The sequence below is a fragment of the Psychrobacter halodurans genome (assembly GCF_017498075.1).
Classification (GTDB): Bacteria; Pseudomonadota; Gammaproteobacteria; order Pseudomonadales; family Moraxellaceae; genus Psychrobacter; species Psychrobacter celer.
Genome location: NZ_JAGBKN010000002.1, coordinates 88,205 through 105,622 on the forward strand (window position 1 = coordinate 88,205; position 17,418 = coordinate 105,622).

Here is a 17,418-nt window from a genome sequence, read left to right on the forward strand (position 1 = left end):
CACTGAATGTAACAAAACATTTCCAATACAACAATGGCTTTTTGGTGTTTTATTGTGCTGATATTCATGGCATCTATATGCACGCAATTACAATTAGCCTGCAGGTCTGACAGGGAATTTTGCTAAAATAGCCAGCACTCCCAATCACAAAGTAAAGATTCAAAATAACGACTGTCATCGTTTGTTTTGGCGTACTGCTATTGATGTTTTATCACTGCCTATGAATGCTCTATTTCGCTTTTTTGAAAACCGCTTACCGGCCTTCCCCACCACCCCCATGCCGCTGCCCTCGCCTCGTGACGGTATGCTGCAGTTTTTGTGGGCTTGTACAAAGGGACTGCGCGGCTGGCTGCTGCTGTTTATGGTGTTGTCAGCAGGCATCGGTATCTATGAAGCGATGCTGTTTGCGTGGATTGGCGATATCGTCGACTGGCTTGGCGTCTATACGCCGCAGAACTTATGGCTAGAAAAAGGCGATATGCTGCTGCTGATGCTGGCGGTGATGATTGTCAGCCCGTTTTGGATTGCCTTATCCTCGTTTATTCATTTTCAGACCTTGCAAGGCGTGTTTCCCATGCAGATGCGCTGGCGTTTTCATCAGCGTATGCTTGGGCAGTCCATGCAGTTTTATCAAGACGAATTTTCTGGACGCGTCTCGGCCAAGGTCATGCAGACCGCACTTGCGGTGCGTGATACGGTGATGACCGTCACAGATATGTTTATGTATGTCACCGTATATTTTGTGACCAGTGGGATTATTTTATTTAATTTAGACAGCTTGTTATTGATTCCCTTTATCCTGTGGTTTGGGTTGGTGGCGCTGGCGATATGGTATTTTATTCCAAAGCTCAAACAAACCGCCATCGTACAAGCAGACGCGCGCGCGTTGATGACGGGGCGTATCACCGATGCCTATGCCAATATCATGACTGTCAAGCTGTTTAGCCACTCACGCCGTGAGCTTGGTTATGCCAAAAACGCCATGGGGCAGTTTTTAGGAACGGTACATGCGCAGATGCGCTGGGTCAGTTATTTAGAGATCTTCACCCACCTTATCAGTGTAATTTTGGTCAGTAGTACCGCAGGGATTGGTCTGTATCTATGGCAACAAAGCGCGGTCGGGGTCGGGGCGATTGCCGCGGCGACGGCGATGGCGCTACGGCTCAATGGTCTGACGCGCTGGATCATGTGGCAGACTGCCAGCCTCTTTGAGAGTATCGGCACGGTACAAGACGGCATGCGCACGCTATCCGCGCCGCAGACGATCGTCGATAAGCCAAACGCAGCTGCACTAAGCGTCACCGAGGGACATATCGTCTTTGATCATGTCGACTTTAGCTATGAGAATGAAGACCACGATACCCATCACGCCACCGATAAAACGTTTAAACCGTCGGTAGCGACCACTGACATGGCGCAAGACAACTCGGTCAAGCTGCTTGATGACTTTTATTTGGATATCAAACCAGGAGAAAAAATCGGCTTGGTCGGGCGCTCAGGAGCGGGCAAATCCACGTTGGTCAACTTGCTGCTGCGCTTTTTTGATGTCGATCGCGGCAAGATATATATCGATGGTCAAGCGATCGATGACGTCACACAAGACTCTCTGCGTCAGCAGATCGGTATGGTGACCCAAGACACCTCACTGCTGCATCGTACCGTACGTGAAAACATCGCTTATGGCCGTCCCGACGCCTCTGACGAAGAGATTATCCATGCCGCCAAACAAGCCCAAGCATGGGACTTTATCAAAGACTTATATGACGATAAAGGCAATACAGGTCTTGATACCCAAGTGGGTGAACGCGGCGTCAAACTCTCCGGCGGTCAACGTCAGCGCATCGCCATCTCTCGTGTTATGCTAAAAAACGCGCCGATCTTATTATTGGACGAGGCCACCAGCGCGCTTGACTCTGAGATTGAGTTTGCCATTACCGAAAGCCTCAACGATATCATGACCGGCAAAACTGTGATTGCCATTGCCCATCGCCTCTCTACCATCGTCGCGCTCGATAGGCTGGTGGTGATGGAAAAAGGCCGAATCATCGAGCAAGGTAGCCATGACGAGCTGTTGGCACAAGGCGGCGTCTATGCGCGCTTGTGGCAGCGTCAAAGCGGCGGGTTTTTGGGCGAAGACACCCCCTAGACCGCCATCATCATAAAAATAAAACATAAGGAAGTGGGCAGTTTATGGAAGCCTTTACCCATCGTATCAACCTAAGCGGCAAACAAGCACGCTACTACGACCTTGGCAGTCTCAACCCATCAGTAGCAGCAGAGCATAACAAACGTGCGCCTGCGCACTTTTATGGGGGCAACAGCTTTACGGTCGGTACTTATACGCCGCTGCTGCATGAGCTGGCAGCAGTGTTTGATATCAGTGCGCTTGCCCTACGCGGCTACTGGTACGATAAGCCGCAAAAACGCCGCCTCACTCGTGAGCAAGACGCTGAGCTATTGATTGAGTTTTTGGAGCGCACCCAAGATCGGCCTGTGGTGGGTATCGGTCATTCGCAAGGTGCCACTGCCACCGCCATGGCCGCCGCCAAACGTCCAGATTTATTCTCCCAGCTGTATCTGATAGAGCCGGTCACCTTTACCAAAAACCAAGCGCGGCTATATAACTTATTGCCGCGGCGGTTTTTGCTCAGTCGAGAACCTTTTAAAAGTACGCTGACCAAACCCGCTATTTGGACGAGCGTTGATGCGTACTATCAAGCCCTACGCGCCAACCGAGCCTACAAACGCATCAGCGATGCGCATTTATACGTGTTTGCTGAGCAAAGCTTGAGCGTCAATGTCGATGGTAGCCACACGCTGATGTTTGCTCCAGAGCAAGAGCTTGCCAACTATTTTGGTGCGCCGCATATCGACACCGCTCTAAAAAAACTCCGCTGCCCTTATACACTGATCACGGGCAAGCCAACCTTATTTATCAGCAATAAAGTCCGTAAGCAGTGGCAAAAATTCGTCCCTGCCGACAGTATCATCTCTTTGCCAGATTACGGCCATCTGTTGCCAATGGAAGCGCCCAAACTGTGCGCCCAAATTATCAATGAGCATTATGAAAACAGTCACTAAGCTGAGCAATGTAAGCCATGAGCGACCTTTTTGCCCCTGCCCCAACCGATAACTTATTGCCTTATGATGGCAGGGTAAATGACTTCGGCCGTATCATCGAGGATGACTGCCAGCTCTACGATGCATTATTGACCGAGCTACCATGGCAGCCTGATAGGGTGACCTTATTTGGCAAGACGCACGTCACCACTCGCCAAGTGGTATGGATGGGTGAAAAAGATCTGAGCTATCAGTACTCAGGACATACCCGTCACAGCCTGCCATGGTCAGATACTGTGTTTCACGTGAAACATCATATTGAACAGCAACTATCAAGCATCGGTATTGTTACCAATTTCAATTCTTGTCTGCTCAATTATTATCCGACAGGTCATGATGGTATGGGCTACCACGCCGATGATGAAAAAGAGCTGGGCGCGCAGCCTGTGATTGCTTCTTTATCACTGGGTGCCACACGCAAATTTGTTTTTAAGCACAAAAAAACTCAAGAAAAAGTCGCGCTTTATCTTGAGTCCGGTCAGCTAATCGTCATGCATGGCGAGACGCAGCGCTTTTGGAAGCACAGCATCACTAAGACAAAAACCGTCGCCGATGGGCGCATCAGCCTAACCTTTCGGCACATACAGTCAATTTAACGAATATAACTGCATGGGTATGGCTAATCGGTCTTTTATTTTACTTGTAAGACTATCTTGCCAAAGGCATCGCCTTTTTGTAGTTCATGATGCGCCGCCACCACTTCCGAGAGTGGGTAGACGCTTTGAATCTTTAAGCGTAACTTTCCATCAGCGATGAGCTGTAAAACGCGTGCCATATCATCACCGCTGCGCTGTGCTTTGTAGCCTGTGACTGTTAGCTGCTTTTGCTCACCTGCTGCTTTGAGTTTATCAACCCAGATAGTCGGCAACACAAAAACCCGAGCCGCAGGCTTGAGCACGCTCAGCGCTCGTACGCCTGCCTCGTCACCGACCAGATCCAGTAGCACATCAGCTTGTAGATCAGGAAAGGCCGCGTCTTTGGTATAGTCAATCCAGCCTGCCAGCTTGTCTTTATCGATTAAGTCTGCAAGCTTGTCATACTTCTCAGGTGAGCAAATGACCGTGACCTTGATATCGTCGTTGTCTACTTTATCCATCAATAGCTGTATCGCTAGGTGCCCCACCCCGCCTGCGGGTGCATTGATGACAACGTGCTGGCCTTTTTTGATATCAGCAAACTCAACAAACTGTAGCGCGGTTTGGCCAATACAAGGCAGCGCGCCTGCTTGCTTTAGTGTGACAGGGTTGGGCACTTTGGCCAGCAGTTTGGCATCCACTGCCACATATTCAGCGTAGCAGCTGCCCTCAAAGCTCAAAGCCGCCACCTGGTCACCGATGGCAAACTTATCACTACGGCTATCTACCACCGTACCTGCGACATCGAAACCCAAAATTGCTGGCTCGTTTTTATCAAACCTATTGTTTTGAATAGCCTCTGCACCCCAGCCTTTGCCTTGACGCGTCTTATAATCGACGGGGTTTATCCCTGCATACGCCACTTCGATCAAAACTTGCTCGTCTGCCAACGATGGCATCGCCACCCCGTCTTGATACTGCATCACTTCAGGTGCACCAAACTCTTTGATGAGGACAGCGTGCTGTGTGGTTGGCAGTGGTTTTTCGGTTGTTAAATTAGACATGGTATATATCCTTATTCGTCTATTGATTAAAGTATTTTTGGCTTTTTATACATACGTTTATACACGTACTCATACATCAGGGTCGGTGTCGTAATTCTCATAAGCTGCACCCGCTATAAGGTCAGCTCAGCACTGAGCGGCAGATGATCAGATAGGGTCGACCAAGGCTTGCCCGTGTGCACCCATGCGTCTTTGACCGTCAGATTGCGCACATAGATGCGATCTAAGCTGAGGACTGGTAGCTTGGCTGGAAAGGTGGGCAAGAGCTTGCCATGACAGTGCTTAAAGGCTTCTGTCATGCCGAGGCTGGCCGCCAGCTTATCACAAGACATTTTCTTCCAGTCATTAAAGTCCCCGGCCAAAACCAGAGGTTGGTCGTCATCGATTTCGTTACGTACATAGTTGGCGATGGCCTCGTACTGTTTGATACGGTCGCGCTCAAACAAGTTTAGGTGTGCGCACAATACCACCACTGGCCGCTCCCAGCCGACGGGTTGTACTTCACAGTGGAGAACGCCGCGCTGCTCTAGCTTATTGACGGTGATATTGACGTTATGCTTTGGGTCTAAGGGGAAGCGGCTGAGCACCGCGTTGCCATGATGGCCATTTTCATACTCTGAGTTTTTGCCGTAGCTGTTTTGTAGTTTTAGGTACTCGCCAAACCACTCGTGCTGAGACTGGTCAGGGTACTCATTGTATTGCATATTGCGCTTTAGGTTTTGACCCTGCACTTCTTGCAAACACAGCACATCAGAACCTATGATATCGAGCGCTTGCGCGATGCCTTGTATTTTGACTTGACGGTTCATCGGCGACATGCCTTTATGAATGTTATAGCTGGTTAAAACAAAAGAAGTCGTGGTAGTCATAGGTTTGGTCATAAACTCAGTATGTAAGATAAGGGTGGCCTGGTCTGCAGTGAGCCAAAACCGACGTAAAAAGAGCATTGATTCGTTGTGAACCAATGCTCTTATGTTATACCTAACTGCCGCCGATGGCTAATGCGTCATCGTATAACGCCAGTATCTGGCAGCCCCGGTTTAGTAGCGCGTCACCAGAGCAATCGGTTGGTCTTCACCCATGATATCTTGTGGCATAAACACCGCTTTACCACCATTATGAATGACATGCTCAATGATTTCACCGATGGCATCATCCGTCACGCCATCAGCAGCTGGGTCGTCTGCGAGGCTCAGGGTCTGCGCTTGTTCATCTATCTTTGCAGGCTGGATATAACCACGGCGGACATAGAGGGTCTCGCCTACGCCTTGATAGGCACTGCGATAGACTTCTTGCAAGTCAGTCTGGAGCATACTGGCGCCACGTGCTTTATCTATCTCACCGAGGGCTTCTTGATGTAGCGACGAGCGATAGCCCTCGACCGCTTCTTGTACGCTATCGATGATATGCTGAGCGCTGCCATCTTCTAGGTTGGTCGCATTGGTGACGGTAGCAATGATATTGTCAGGACGGTCACAGACTTCTTTATAGTAGCCGATGTTTTTGGCATCACCCACGATGACCAGCGGCATTTTATTATCGCCCCACAGCTCTTGCACGCTTTTATCGACTTGATTAAAGAACTCTTTAAGATAGCTGCTTTCGTTGTTTGATGAGCGATCTGAGCCACCATCGCCTGTGGTATAGGGGCCATTATTTTCTACAGGAAATGGGATATTTTCCATGTTGTTTTGAGCATCGTCATCTTTATCAAACTCTCTGATGACACGATCGTTCGAGGCTTCGATGAGACGCGCATGTTCGCGGGTCAGCACCACGGTGTAGTAGTGGACGGCACTTGCCATATCACGTACTAGATCACGGGTGGCAAAGCGATCTGAGATAACGACGCGCTCTTGGGTATCGATCGGCATACGGATGACTTTTACATCATCGGTGCTGGCAAATATCGCTAAGGTGTCAAGGTTATAATTATGATTAAGCTCTTTGGTTTTTGCGTAGATATTGTCCAAAATAGTAGTAGCCGTACGCTTATCATACTCACTATTTAAGCGCTCTTCGACGACTTTTAATTGGTTTTTTAGGGCAATAGGGTCTTGATCGTTGGCAGGGTGCTCACGATGCGTTTTGACAAAGATACTGACCGCAGGGTTGGCTTTGGTTTCACGTAAGCTCTTTAGAGTTGCTTTCATATATTGCTCCTTGTTTTATTATGGTTTCACGGTTTTTTAGTATTTATTAAACCTAATGTTTATTACACTTATTGTTTATTAAACGGTGTCTTCTATTAAAAAAACCGCTTAGAAAAACATCCATTTAAAAGACAGCGCTGTTTATTTTTAATATTGTACTGTCTGTCATGTCTGTGCTGATAGTCCATTACCTTGATGCTAACAGCTAAACCTCACGCTCTATAGGGTGAATTTGCAAGCAAATGATAGCGCTTTGTAAGCGAAGCACTCTTTATTGTATAAATCATTGTATATAAAACCACTTGACTCAAAAAATGCCGCCCTGCTTACACCGTTTGCGATTTTGCACTGTTTGCGGTATGACTGGCGCGTAGGTTGTATTTTTGGCAAACGAACCCATCTTTTATACAGCTTATAAATAAAACAATAAGGCCGCCTACACCACCTCATGCCAAACGCATGATTGTCAATTATTCATATCAGATATCGGACGCCACTATGACAGCCATTTCTCCAGCATTACACCTTGTCGATTTTGACAACGTCTCACCCGCCACTCTACAAGACCAAGTCCGCAGCGCCATTGATGCGGCCAATGCTTTTTTAGATACGATGCCAGCTTTAGACTCCTTGCCAGCTGACCGCCAAATCAGTGCTGAGCAAGCACTGGCAGATGTGATGAGCTTTGACCATATCAATCTGGCATTGGACCGCAGTTGGGGGATTTTGTCGCATCTAAATAGCGTGATGAGCAATGATGATATCCGTCAGGTACATCACGAGCTGCTCCCCAAGCTCTCCGCTTATGGCACGCGTGTCGGACAACACCAACCGCTCTTTGGCCGTTATCAAGCCATCAAAAATGACACAGCTTTTTTTGCAGCGCTTGAGCCTGCGCGCGCACGGGCGATTGAGCTGGCACTGCGTAGCTTTGAGCTATCAGGCGTGGCATTACCAAAAGAGGAGCAAGCGGCTTTTGCTGATATTCAAAGCAAGCTCTCAACTTTATCTGCGACGTTTTCAGACCATATTTTGGACGCCACTCAGGCCTATGCCCTACCGCTTAGCCAAGCGCAGTTGGCAGGGCTAACCGACAGTGGCTTAGCACTGCTAGCAGATGCAGGTGAACAATATAAAACGCGTGAGCTGGCTCGTGGTACGCTCTCACAGGCCGATGTCGATGCCCTACCGACGCCTTATTATGTGGCCAGCTTAAACATCCCTGTATATTTGGCCATTATGACCCATGCCGACGACCGCGATTTGCGCGAGACGCTATACCGCGCGTATGTGACCCGTGCCTCAGAGTTTGACACGCATACCAATGCCAAAGGCGAGTCGCTAAATAACGCGGATATCATGAGTCAGATTTTGCAGCTGCGTGAACAAAAAGCCAAGCTGTTGGGTTTTGATAATTATGCAGAGGTTTCTTTATCGACCAAGATGGCGGACAGTGTGACAGAGGTCGAAGACTTTTTGCGCAACTTGGCCACGCAGGCCACGCCAGCGGCGCAACAGGACTTAGCGCAGCTACAGACATGCGCCCAAGACTACGGCATTGATGAGCTACAGCCCTGGGACAGCGCTTATATCGCCGAAAAAGTCAAACAAAGCAAGTTTAGCTTGTCGCAAGAAGAGATCCGTCCATATTTCCCCTTACCAAAGGTCATCAGCGGCTTGTTTGCAATCGTTGAGCGCTTATATGGTATCAAGGTACAAGAGCACAGCGAGTCGGTATCGCGCTGGCACGATGACGTGCGTTTTTATCAGTTGTTTGATGCCGATGATACATTGCTTGGAGGGTTTTACTTCGACTTGTTTGCTCGTAGTGGCAAGCGCGGCGGCGCATGGATGAGTGGCTTTCAGTCGCGCTATCGTCATGAGGCCACAGAGCATCAGCAGCTACCAGTTTGCTTTATGGTCGGCAACTTCACCCCTGCCTTAGATGGCAAGCCAAGCCTATTGACCCATGATGAGGTATTGACCTTATTTCATGAGTTTGGTCACGGTCTCCATCATTTATTGACTCAAGTGACGGTCGGCGATGTGGCTGGGGTCAATGGGGTTGAATGGGACGCCGTCGAGCTGCCCAGTCAGTTTATGGAAAACTGGGCATGGGACAGCGAGGGCATCGCGCTAATTAGTAGTCACGTCGATACTGACGAGCCACTACCAACCGATAAGCTTGATGCTCTACTGGCGGTAAAAAACTTCCAAAGCGGCATGCAGACCTTACGTCAAATCGAGTTTGCCTTGTTTGATTTGCTGATTCATGCACACACGCCAGCACTTGATTATGAGGGTATTTTGGCGACACTAGATGCGGTACGTCGTGACGTCGCTCTCATGCATACCCCCGACTACAACCGTTTTGCCAATGGCTTTAGTCATATCTTTGCAGGCGGCTATGCGGCTGGCTACTATTCGTACAAATGGGCAGAGCTACTCTCTGCCGATGCCTTTAGTAAGTTTGAAGAAGACGGTATCTTTAACCCAATCACCGGTAAGGCGTTTCGTGAGACGATTTTGTCGGTCGGTGGTAGCTTCCCTGCCAAGACCAACTTTGAAAACTTCCGTGGTCGTAGTGCCAGTATTGATGCGTTATTGCGCCATAGCGGTTTTGTCGCGACTCAAGGCATGCAAAACACCGATACTACTCACAGCACGCGCGAGGGCATCTAAATGCGTTATCAATCATCAACCCCCAAGCGCCGATTTTTAGCAGGCGTTCGTTGCCCTAAATGTCAGGCGATGGATGCGGTGGTGCAGGTAAATATCGTCACGCCCATAGCTGATGAATATATCGAGTGTACCCAGTGCGGGCACACAGAGCGCCGCCCAGACCCTGACGCCATCAGTGCCAAAAACCATGCCGAAGACCAGCTCGCTCGCGATGCCATGACGACAGGCACCAGCGGGACAGTGAAGTTTAAGCCCTAAACGGCACATATCGCTATTTGATGATAGCGACGTGTTTTATTCTTTAACGGTGTTTTAAGCCTATCTTTTAATAGATAGGCTTTTTATTTTGAGTTTGCTATAGTATGGCCTCTGATATCTTTGACATAAATCGACCAAAGTATGAAAAACAAAAAACCGCACCCTTTATTAAATAAGCATCTAAACAACAAGCCCTCTAAATCGCACTCAAAAGCCGCAGTCGCTGTGATATTGGTTTTGCTTGTTGCAGCTTTTGGTTACTTTATTTGGACGCAGTCTCAGCCTAAAGTAAGCGAGCCTATCGACCAATCCTCGTCGGCCTTAGCTGAACAGACTAAAACAACAAATACGGTAGCGTCTCCCAATGTCTCATCAGATGATATAAAGAGCGATATAGAAAAGAGTGATGTAGAAGGTAGTATAGATGACACGGCTGATGATGGCACCAGCCGTGATAATGATACGATAAATACCGAAAACAATAGCACTGCGATGGCCAGCAGCCAAATACCAGATCCAAAAGCCATCCTACAAGCACCGCTACCACAGAATAATAGCTTAGCCAAAGAAGAGATTGATCGGTTAGAAGATGAGCGCCAACGTCTCGCCGAGCAAGAAAAACTCGCCGCTGAGCAATTAGCAATGAATAAAAAACTTGCAGATATGAAGGCAGAGCAAATCGCTCTACTCGAACAGCAAATCGCCCAGCTAGAAGCGGATAACGCCAGCAAAACCACTGAGCAATAAACATTGGATTTTTTAAGGGGCTGATCATGGCAAGCATCCAACTCACTCACGCCCCTATCTTAAATAGTAGCGCGCAGCTGCTTATCCTGCCTGTCAATACTGCTGGCATTTTGTTAGACCCTATTCTCACGCGCGCCAAAACGCTGTTTCCTGACAACTACCAGCGCTATCATCGTGCCTGCCGCGACGGTAGCTTGCACGTGGGCAGCTGTCTTTTGCATAAGCGCATGCGCGAGCAAGCGGGACTTGCAGCCAGTAGTAATGGCAATCAGCCAAGCCACATTGCCAATCTTGTGATATCAGACCATCCCTACCATTCGGCTCGTATGCGCTGGCTGACTGCCGCGTTGATACAGCTACGTGAGCAGCTGATACCACTGATACGCTATCACGGAATGCGTAGGGCCGCTCTTCTGGCCCGTCCCCTAATTTATGATACTACGACGCGGCAGCACTCACCTGCTACCGCGCATTTAGCAAATGCCGTACCGCCGGATTGGGCTACAGAAATATTACCGCTTTTGATGCAGCATTTACAAGATCTGCCCAAACTGCGTATCAATGTACACGTCCCCAAGCATTTTGACATTTAAGCATCCATTAAAACAATCTGCCAAATAGCATCCGTGCTTGCTTAAGTCTAACCGACACACCAGTCGACACCAGCAACATGTATATTGCTTGTGTTGCATGACCTATCGGCTTTATAACGGCCAAAAAAAACCGCCTTAAGCATTCATAAAGAACAACTTAAAGCGGTTTTGGGTGTTTATAAAATGCATCACACGTTTATAACGACAGCTTAGTTTTGCTCAACACCCTTCATGGTTAGCTTGATGCGACCACGGTTGTCGACGTCTTGAACCAAGACATTGACTGACTGACCTTCGCTCAGATAGTCTGATACGCTCTCGACGCGCTCTTCTGCGATTTGTGAGATATGCACAAGGCCATCGGTGTTTGGCAATACATTGACAAAGGCACCAAAGTCTACGATACGGGCAACCGTACCGGCATACGTTTTGCCTACTTCCACTTCAGCCGTCAACGCTTCGATTTTGCCAATTGCCGCTTTGGTCGCTGCTTTATTTTCACCAAAGATACGAATCGTACCACCGTCATCGATATCGATGACTGCGCCAGTCTCTTCAGTCAACTGACGAATCATAGCGCCGCCTTTACCGATGACATCACGGATCTTGTCTGGGTTGATCTCGATGACCGCGTAGTTTGGTGCATGCGCGTTGATTTCAGTGCGGCTTTGCGGCAAGACTTTATTCATCGCCTCAAGGATATGAATACGACCAGCATGCGCTTGCTTTAGCGCTTGCTCCATGATGTCAGGGGTGATGCCTTCGATTTTGATATCCATCTGCAGCGCAGTGATACCGTCTTTTGAGCCCGCCACTTTAAAGTCCATGTCGCCCAAATGATCTTCGTCACCTAAGATATCTGATAGAACAGCAAAGCGATCGCCTTCTTTTACCAGACCCATGGCAATACCTGCCACAGGGGCTTTTAGAGGCACGCCAGCATCCATCAATGCCAAGCTAGCACCGCACACAGACGCCATAGAAGACGAACCATTTGACTCAGTAATCTCTGATACCACACGAATGACGTACGGGAAGCGCTCGCTGTCTGGTAGCATGGCTTGAACACCGCGGCGCGCTAGGCGACCATGACCGATCTCACGGCGCTTAGGGATACCTTCACGGCCTGTCTCGCCGACAGAAAAGTGCGGGAAGTTGTAATGCAGCATGAAATGATCACGAATCGTACCGCTTAGTGAATCAATCATATTGACATCACGGCTGTTACCCAACGTCGTGGTTACTAGCGCCTGCGTCTCACCACGCGTAAACAGCGCAGAGCCGTGGGTATAAGGCAATACGCCAACTTGCACGTCTAACGCACGCACGGTCTCAAGGTCACGGCCATCAATACGCGGCTTGCCTGATAAGATATTGTCACGAACGGTGCGGTATTTCAGATCTTCGTAGATGTCTTTTATCTCAGAGACTTTGCTGTCGTAGTCTTCTGATTCGCTATCCCCTGCCAGTGCTTCGATGGCAGCATTTTTGATATCATCGAGTTTGCTATAGCGATCTTGTTTGTTGGTGATAGTATAGGCATCAGCCACTTGCTCACCAAACTGCGCTTTCATGCTACTCTCAAGCGTCTGATCTCGCTCAGGTGCCGCAAACTCTTGCTTGGCTGTGCCGACTTCTTCTGCCAAAGAGGCGATATTGTCGATGACGATTTGCTGCTGCTGATGACCGTATAACACAGCGCCCAACATCTGATCTTCTGACAGCTCTGCGGCCTCAGACTCTACCATCAACACTGCTGACTTGGTACCAGCAACCACCAAATCCAGATCACTGCTCTCTAGCTGCTCAAGCGTTGGGTTGAGTACATATTCACCATTGATAAAACCAACACGCGCTGCCGCGACAGGGCCATTAAATGGCGCATCAGAGATAGCAAGCGCCGCTGACGCACCGATAAGCGCTGCAATATCAGCAGACTGAGTCTTGTCTGATGACACCACGGTGGCGGTAATTTGGATTTCGTTTACATAACCTTCAGGAAACAACGGGCGAATCGGACGATCGATAAGACGCGAGGTAAGAGTTTCAAACTCGCTAGCGCGGCCTTCACGTTTGCCATAAGCACCTGGGATTTTACCCGCGGCATACATTTTTTCTTGATAGTTTACGGTAAGCGGAAAGAAGTTTTGACCTTCTTTGGCTTCTGATTTTACTACCGCTGCTACAAGGACAGTCACCCCGCCCATATGAACCAAAATAGAGTTGGCTTGACGAGCCACGCGTCCTGTTTCGATGACAACCTGCTGGTCGCCATACTGAAATTCGCGCTTAATAGTATTAAACATTGTCATATAATCTTCCTAATGTTGACTGACAAAAACTAATATCAGCATCGTATAAAGCTGATATCTGTCATTAAAATTCTTTGAATATAGCCGCCCGCTGACTGACATCGTTTGCTATGTCATCGCCGCGGCGACATATCTCATTACGATCTTTGTATCCATGCCTGCCACAGATATTTTGCTGGTATGTATATGTGGCTGTGCAGATGTGGTCTTACTATCGTTTGATCGATCTATTATCTAAAACCGATGCAGCGCGCTTAGCTACCTGCATCTTATGCTACCTTGTGCAATATATTTATGATGACTGCCTTATTGGCACTCCCTGCATAAACACCCTACCCACTGGCAAGTCCTCTATCTAACAATCGCTAAGCCATCAAGTTAACAATGCATTATTTTACAGTGATTTGTGGCTATTGACCAATCAATTACAAAACGGTACGTCCACCGCTGATGATCGACCATTATCACTATAACAGACAGTAAGAATAACACACAGCACACGTGCCACACGCATCACCGATGCAAACAGTATTACTTATTAACTTCTTATAAATAAGCATAAAAAAACGGCGTGAAACTATTCCACACCGTTTTTAGAAAAATCTATTGTATCGATATCAGCAAGTAAGTGTGACGCGCTCTGCTAGAAGCTTGACAGTTAGCGCCTAAAGGGGCGTCACTTATCTGAATGAGCGCTCGTACTATCGTCGCTGTATTAACGACGTAGACCTAACTGGCTAATAAGAGTGGTATAGCGACCAAGATCTTTACCTTTTAGGTAATCAAGCAATTTGCGACGCGTGTTCACCATACGGATAAGGCCGCGGCGGCTATGATGGTCAGCTTTGTGCTCTTTAAAATGGTTTTGCAAATCATTGATACGTGCACTTAACAACGCTACTTGTACTTCTGGAGAACCCGTGTCGTTTTCGCTGCGCTGGTATTGGGCAATGATTTGTTCGCGATCAGTATTGGTTAGCATAAATATCTCCGGCAATGCTAAAAGCTCTAAATACACTCGAATTTGAGCGGTATATAGAGCAGTAAAATAAAAAGTAAAACAGCTTATACGGCATTCAGGACAACCCTGCATTACTAGAGTTGACCTAGTGTCGCTAAGCTCAATCACATAAGGTCATCATCTAAAAAGGCAGATAAGTAACGGCTCTATCTCGCTCCTTATGAGCGCAATAATTTAAGCCTAATGCTATCTTCAAACCAAATTTAAATGTGGCGCCAATTATAACAAAAAACTGCTGAACCCGCAGCAGTTTTTCATATTAGTTTGTGATAAAAAGCGTAAGATACAAACCGACTCAAACGCGTCAAAGGGTGACAGTAGATCTATAAGTTATTAGACCAACTATAATGCTTCTATTTTTTTGCGTCTTTTTGTGTCGCATGCGCGCCCAACTCGTTGTCCTCTAAAGGCACCGTGGTGGCTTCCGCTAAGCTATCTGGCGTCGCATCTTCACGTGGATTGATATCCTCAGCCAGTTTTTCAATTTCTTGTTCTTGTTGATCCATATTATCTGTGGACTGACTCATAATCCCTCCTATTTTTATTATTTCCATTTAGTTACAGCTAAACTCAACTATAAATAAGCTGTATTGATTACTGATCTTTTTTTACATTTTCTAAATTATCAGCAATTCTATCAGCCGCTGCTTTAGAGTCCTCTGTGTGGTTGTCTTCAGTTTGGCTTTTTAGTGCCGCCTTTGCTGATTCTGAGCGTTGTTGCTCTAGCTTTGTATCGTTTGGATTTGAATTGGCCATGATAGTTTCCTCTTGATAATAAAACTTGATTGTAAAATAAGTGTAAATGTTAGCTGTTGAATCTTTTTAAACAGAACAAGTAATAGACAAAATACTGCACATACAAAGTTACGATAATGCTTTGTCAATAGCAGCAACAAAATTGTCAATATCGTCTGGATTACGCGAGGTAATCAAATTACCATCGACTTGTACGGTCTGGTCTACAAAGTCTGCCCCAGCATTTTGCAAATCTGTCTTTAGCGAATGATAAGCCGTAAGCGTCTTACCTTTTGCGATACCGGTATTAATAAGCACCCAAGGCGCATGGCAAATCACCGCTAAAGGCTTACCAGCATCATTAATAGCATGAATCAGCTGATGGGCGTCTTGCTTGCCGCGTATGGTGTCAGCATTGACGGTACCGCCCGGCAAGACCAACGCGTCATAGTTGTTCGCGTCTGCTTCGCTAGCAAAAATATCAGCAGTAAACGTATCTGCTTTATCGACGTCTTGCTGCATCGCTTGGACTTGCTTGTCTTTGTTGGTAGTAATCAACACTGTCTGATAACCCTTATCTTTTAGCTGGTTATTGACATCTTCATACTCGGCTTGTTCAAAGTGATTATGTAATAAAAAAGCAATGGTCTTCATCGTTATCCGTATCCTTATCGTTGTCTCTGTTAGGAACTACTTTTTATCGATTTATAGCCACGTATTTATTATTTTATTTTTAGATAGCAAAATCATAATCCATTATTTTTATTTGCTTATATTTTTATTAATAATTATTACTATGTTCCTTCTCAATCCTCTATAGTAAAACTACAATGCGTTTCTAATTTTTCTTATAATTTATGATTATTTTTATAATCCATTCAAACGTCCTGTTTTTTCTTATCTTAATAGAACTCTTAATTATTATCTTTATTATGAGTATTTTTATTATTATGATGTCACGTTTCCCTCGCTGACTTAATCAATGTACAAAAAAAACAGGTCTCACCATAGGCAAAACCTGCAATAAAATGTGACGATATGTGATTAGTGTAAACTGTTAGTAAGCCAACTGGGCAATAAGCTGCTGATCAACCAAAACGGTAACATTAACGTTGAATAAGCTTTTTCGGTTGTAGCCTACCGTTTAGACTGACAGCACCCAAACCCAAAAACTGACCTTGCTCATCTAGCAGACGAATATCTACTGGTACGTCAGAGGCGAGAGCTGTGTTGCTGACAGTCGTTTCGTGAGCCGCAGTAGCTTCTACTACTTGGCTGCTGGCAGACTGGCGAATGTTTTGGGATATATAAGCCTGTAGCTCATCTGTCAATTGTGCAGACACATTTAGACGCTGTCCCATATGGACACGCTGACATTGCTCGGCCGTCAGCGTCATTTGTGCAGGTATCTCGATACAGGCATCTATCGGCATCAGCTGCGTGAAACGCTCGGCCAATGGCAGATCTTCTAGAGCAGATAAAGTGATGGCATTATCAACCTTAAAGCTACCAACTTGTAAGCGGCGCAGGGCGGTGAGATGGCCGAGTGTGCCGAGCGCTTTAGCGATGTCTTCACCCAGCACGCGCACATAAGTGCCTTTGCTACAAGTGACGGTTAGCTGAATCTGCTCATGATCGAGCGCTGTTAGGCGAATAGAGCGGATAATAATATCTCGCGGCTCACGCACGACGTCGATGCCAGCGCGGGCATATTCGTAGAGCTTTTTACCGTCTTTTTTTAGAGCAGAGTACATCGGTGGTATCTGCTGCTGCGCGCCTAAAAACTGCTGGGCAAGCTGCTCTAAAGCGGCAGCATCAAATGTCGGCACAGAAGCCGTTGCAACTACTTGACCTTGAGCATCTCCTGTATCTGTCTGGCCGCCAAGCAAAATGGTGGCTTGATAAGATTTGTCGGCATCTAGCTGATAGTGGCTAAACTTGGTGGCCTCTCCCAGACAAATCGGCAACAGACCGGTGGCCATGGGGTCGAGCGTCCCCGTATGGCCTGCTTTTTTGCTGTCATGGTTTGGGGATTTAAACAAATACTTAACCTTGGACACTACTTGCTGCGAGGTCAGACCATAGGGCTTATCCACCAAGATAACCCCTGAGACTTTTATCTTGTCATTTTGCTTCGCTGGGATAGACATAATATAGG

General features: G+C 47.2%; 16 protein-coding genes. 7 read left to right on the forward strand and 9 right to left on the reverse strand.

What is annotated here, in order from left to right:
* Positions 1-220 precede the first annotated feature (220 nt).
* From J3491_RS01550 to J3491_RS01560, 3 genes are read left to right on the forward strand one after another with little or no spacing between them, the layout of a single operon-like run.
* On the forward strand, positions 221-2,146 hold the full coding sequence (locus tag J3491_RS01550) for an ABC transporter ATP-binding protein (RefSeq protein WP_207968982.1): 1,926 nt from the start codon (positions 221-223) through the stop codon (positions 2,144-2,146).
* 44 nt (positions 2,147-2,190) lie between these two features.
* A complete protein-coding gene (locus J3491_RS01555; RefSeq protein ID WP_207968983.1) occupies positions 2,191-3,081 on the forward strand; it encodes an alpha/beta fold hydrolase in 891 nt (296 codons plus the stop codon).
* A 17-nt stretch (positions 3,082-3,098) separates the two neighbouring features.
* Complete coding sequence (locus J3491_RS01560) at positions 3,099-3,716, forward strand: alpha-ketoglutarate-dependent dioxygenase AlkB family protein (protein ID WP_207968984.1); 618 nt, start codon at positions 3,099-3,101, stop codon at positions 3,714-3,716.
* Positions 3,717-3,751: 35 nt separating this feature from the next.
* Here the strand turns inward: J3491_RS01560 and J3491_RS01565 are convergent, their stop codons facing one another.
* From J3491_RS01565 to J3491_RS01575, 3 genes are all read right to left on the reverse strand, one after another.
* On the reverse strand, positions 3,752-4,759 hold the full coding sequence (locus tag J3491_RS01565; protein WP_207968985.1) for an NADP-dependent oxidoreductase: 1,008 nt from the start codon (positions 4,757-4,759) through the stop codon (positions 3,752-3,754).
* Positions 4,760-4,872: 113 nt separating this feature from the next.
* Complete coding sequence (locus tag J3491_RS01570; protein ID WP_075101430.1) at positions 4,873-5,628, reverse strand: endonuclease/exonuclease/phosphatase family protein; 756 nt, start codon at positions 5,626-5,628, stop codon at positions 4,873-4,875.
* Between the two features lie 171 nt (positions 5,629-5,799).
* Positions 5,800-6,912, reverse strand: coding sequence for an AOC03_06830 family ribosome hibernation factor (locus tag J3491_RS01575; RefSeq protein ID WP_207968986.1), 1,113 nt, complete (start codon positions 6,910-6,912; stop codon positions 5,800-5,802).
* Positions 6,913-7,410: 498 nt separating this feature from the next.
* Between J3491_RS01575 and J3491_RS01580 the strand changes: the two genes are divergently transcribed.
* The 4 genes from J3491_RS01580 to J3491_RS01595 all read left to right on the forward strand — a co-directional run bounded on the left by J3491_RS01580 (position 7,411) and on the right by J3491_RS01595 (position 11,192).
* On the forward strand, positions 7,411-9,594 hold the full coding sequence (locus J3491_RS01580) for a M3 family metallopeptidase (RefSeq protein WP_207968987.1): 2,184 nt from the start codon (positions 7,411-7,413) through the stop codon (positions 9,592-9,594).
* Positions 9,595-9,852 (forward strand): YheV family putative metal-binding protein, encoded by a 258-nt coding sequence (locus J3491_RS01585; RefSeq protein ID WP_207968988.1) that lies wholly within the window; start codon positions 9,595-9,597, stop codon positions 9,850-9,852.
* Positions 9,853-9,993: 141 nt separating this feature from the next.
* Complete coding sequence (locus tag J3491_RS01590; protein ID WP_207968989.1) at positions 9,994-10,599, forward strand: hypothetical protein; 606 nt, start codon at positions 9,994-9,996, stop codon at positions 10,597-10,599.
* A gap of 26 nt (positions 10,600-10,625) precedes the next feature.
* Positions 10,626-11,192: a macro domain-containing protein gene (locus J3491_RS01595; RefSeq protein ID WP_100748662.1), complete on the forward strand. Its 567-nt coding sequence runs from the start codon at positions 10,626-10,628 to the stop codon at positions 11,190-11,192.
* A gap of 209 nt (positions 11,193-11,401) precedes the next feature.
* Here J3491_RS01595 and pnp read toward each other — a convergent pair whose 3' ends face one another.
* The 6 genes from pnp to truB form a co-directional block, all read right to left on the reverse strand.
* Positions 11,402-13,504, reverse strand: a complete 2,103-nt coding sequence (gene pnp, locus J3491_RS01600) for a polyribonucleotide nucleotidyltransferase (protein WP_100748661.1) — start codon at positions 13,502-13,504, stop codon at positions 11,402-11,404.
* 715 nt (positions 13,505-14,219) lie between these two features.
* Entirely contained in the window at positions 14,220-14,486 is a 267-nt protein-coding gene (gene rpsO, locus J3491_RS01605; RefSeq protein WP_075101373.1) for a 30S ribosomal protein S15, read from the reverse strand.
* A gap of 392 nt (positions 14,487-14,878) precedes the next feature.
* Complete coding sequence (locus J3491_RS01610) at positions 14,879-15,052, reverse strand: hypothetical protein (protein WP_198336164.1); 174 nt, start codon at positions 15,050-15,052, stop codon at positions 14,879-14,881.
* A gap of 67 nt (positions 15,053-15,119) precedes the next feature.
* On the reverse strand, positions 15,120-15,281 hold the full coding sequence (locus J3491_RS01615) for a hypothetical protein (RefSeq protein WP_207968990.1): 162 nt from the start codon (positions 15,279-15,281) through the stop codon (positions 15,120-15,122).
* Between the two features lie 108 nt (positions 15,282-15,389).
* Positions 15,390-15,914 (reverse strand): type 1 glutamine amidotransferase domain-containing protein, encoded by a 525-nt coding sequence (locus tag J3491_RS01620; RefSeq protein WP_207968991.1) that lies wholly within the window; start codon positions 15,912-15,914, stop codon positions 15,390-15,392.
* A 452-nt stretch (positions 15,915-16,366) separates the two neighbouring features.
* Positions 16,367-17,410, reverse strand: coding sequence for a tRNA pseudouridine(55) synthase TruB (truB, locus tag J3491_RS01625; protein WP_207968992.1), 1,044 nt, complete (start codon positions 17,408-17,410; stop codon positions 16,367-16,369).
* Positions 17,411-17,418 lie beyond the last annotated feature (8 nt).

Excerpts from the sequence above, each read along its gene's own strand:
- J3491_RS01575 (WP_207968986.1), bottom strand. The coding sequence starts at position 6,912 with ATGAAAGCAACTCTAAAGAGCTTACGTGAAACCAAAGCCAACCCTGCG.
- J3491_RS01585 (WP_207968988.1), top strand. The coding sequence starts at position 9,595 with ATGCGTTATCAATCATCAACCCCCAAGCGCCGATTTTTAGCAGGCGTT.
- J3491_RS01555 (WP_207968983.1), top strand. The coding sequence starts at position 2,191 with ATGGAAGCCTTTACCCATCGTATCAACCTAAGCGGCAAACAAGCACGC.
- J3491_RS01560 (WP_207968984.1), top strand. The coding sequence starts at position 3,099 with ATGAGCGACCTTTTTGCCCCTGCCCCAACCGATAACTTATTGCCTTAT.
- truB (WP_207968992.1), bottom strand. The coding sequence starts at position 17,410 with ATGTCTATCCCAGCGAAGCAAAATGACAAGATAAAAGTCTCAGGGGTT.
- J3491_RS01580 (WP_207968987.1), top strand. The coding sequence starts at position 7,411 with ATGACAGCCATTTCTCCAGCATTACACCTTGTCGATTTTGACAACGTC.
- pnp (WP_100748661.1), bottom strand. The coding sequence starts at position 13,504 with ATGACAATGTTTAATACTATTAAGCGCGAATTTCAGTATGGCGACCAG.
- J3491_RS01620 (WP_207968991.1), bottom strand. The coding sequence starts at position 15,914 with ATGAAGACCATTGCTTTTTTATTACATAATCACTTTGAACAAGCCGAG.
- rpsO (WP_075101373.1), bottom strand. The coding sequence starts at position 14,486 with ATGCTAACCAATACTGATCGCGAACAAATCATTGCCCAATACCAGCGC.
- J3491_RS01595 (WP_100748662.1), top strand. The coding sequence starts at position 10,626 with ATGGCAAGCATCCAACTCACTCACGCCCCTATCTTAAATAGTAGCGCG.
- J3491_RS01565 (WP_207968985.1), bottom strand. The coding sequence starts at position 4,759 with ATGTCTAATTTAACAACCGAAAAACCACTGCCAACCACACAGCACGCT.
- J3491_RS01615 (WP_207968990.1), bottom strand. The coding sequence starts at position 15,281 with ATGGCCAATTCAAATCCAAACGATACAAAGCTAGAGCAACAACGCTCA.
- J3491_RS01550 (WP_207968982.1), top strand. The coding sequence starts at position 221 with ATGAATGCTCTATTTCGCTTTTTTGAAAACCGCTTACCGGCCTTCCCC.
- J3491_RS01570 (WP_075101430.1), bottom strand. The coding sequence starts at position 5,628 with ATGACTACCACGACTTCTTTTGTTTTAACCAGCTATAACATTCATAAA.
- J3491_RS01610 (WP_198336164.1), bottom strand. The coding sequence starts at position 15,052 with ATGAGTCAGTCCACAGATAATATGGATCAACAAGAACAAGAAATTGAA.
- J3491_RS01590 (WP_207968989.1), top strand. The coding sequence starts at position 9,994 with ATGAAAAACAAAAAACCGCACCCTTTATTAAATAAGCATCTAAACAAC.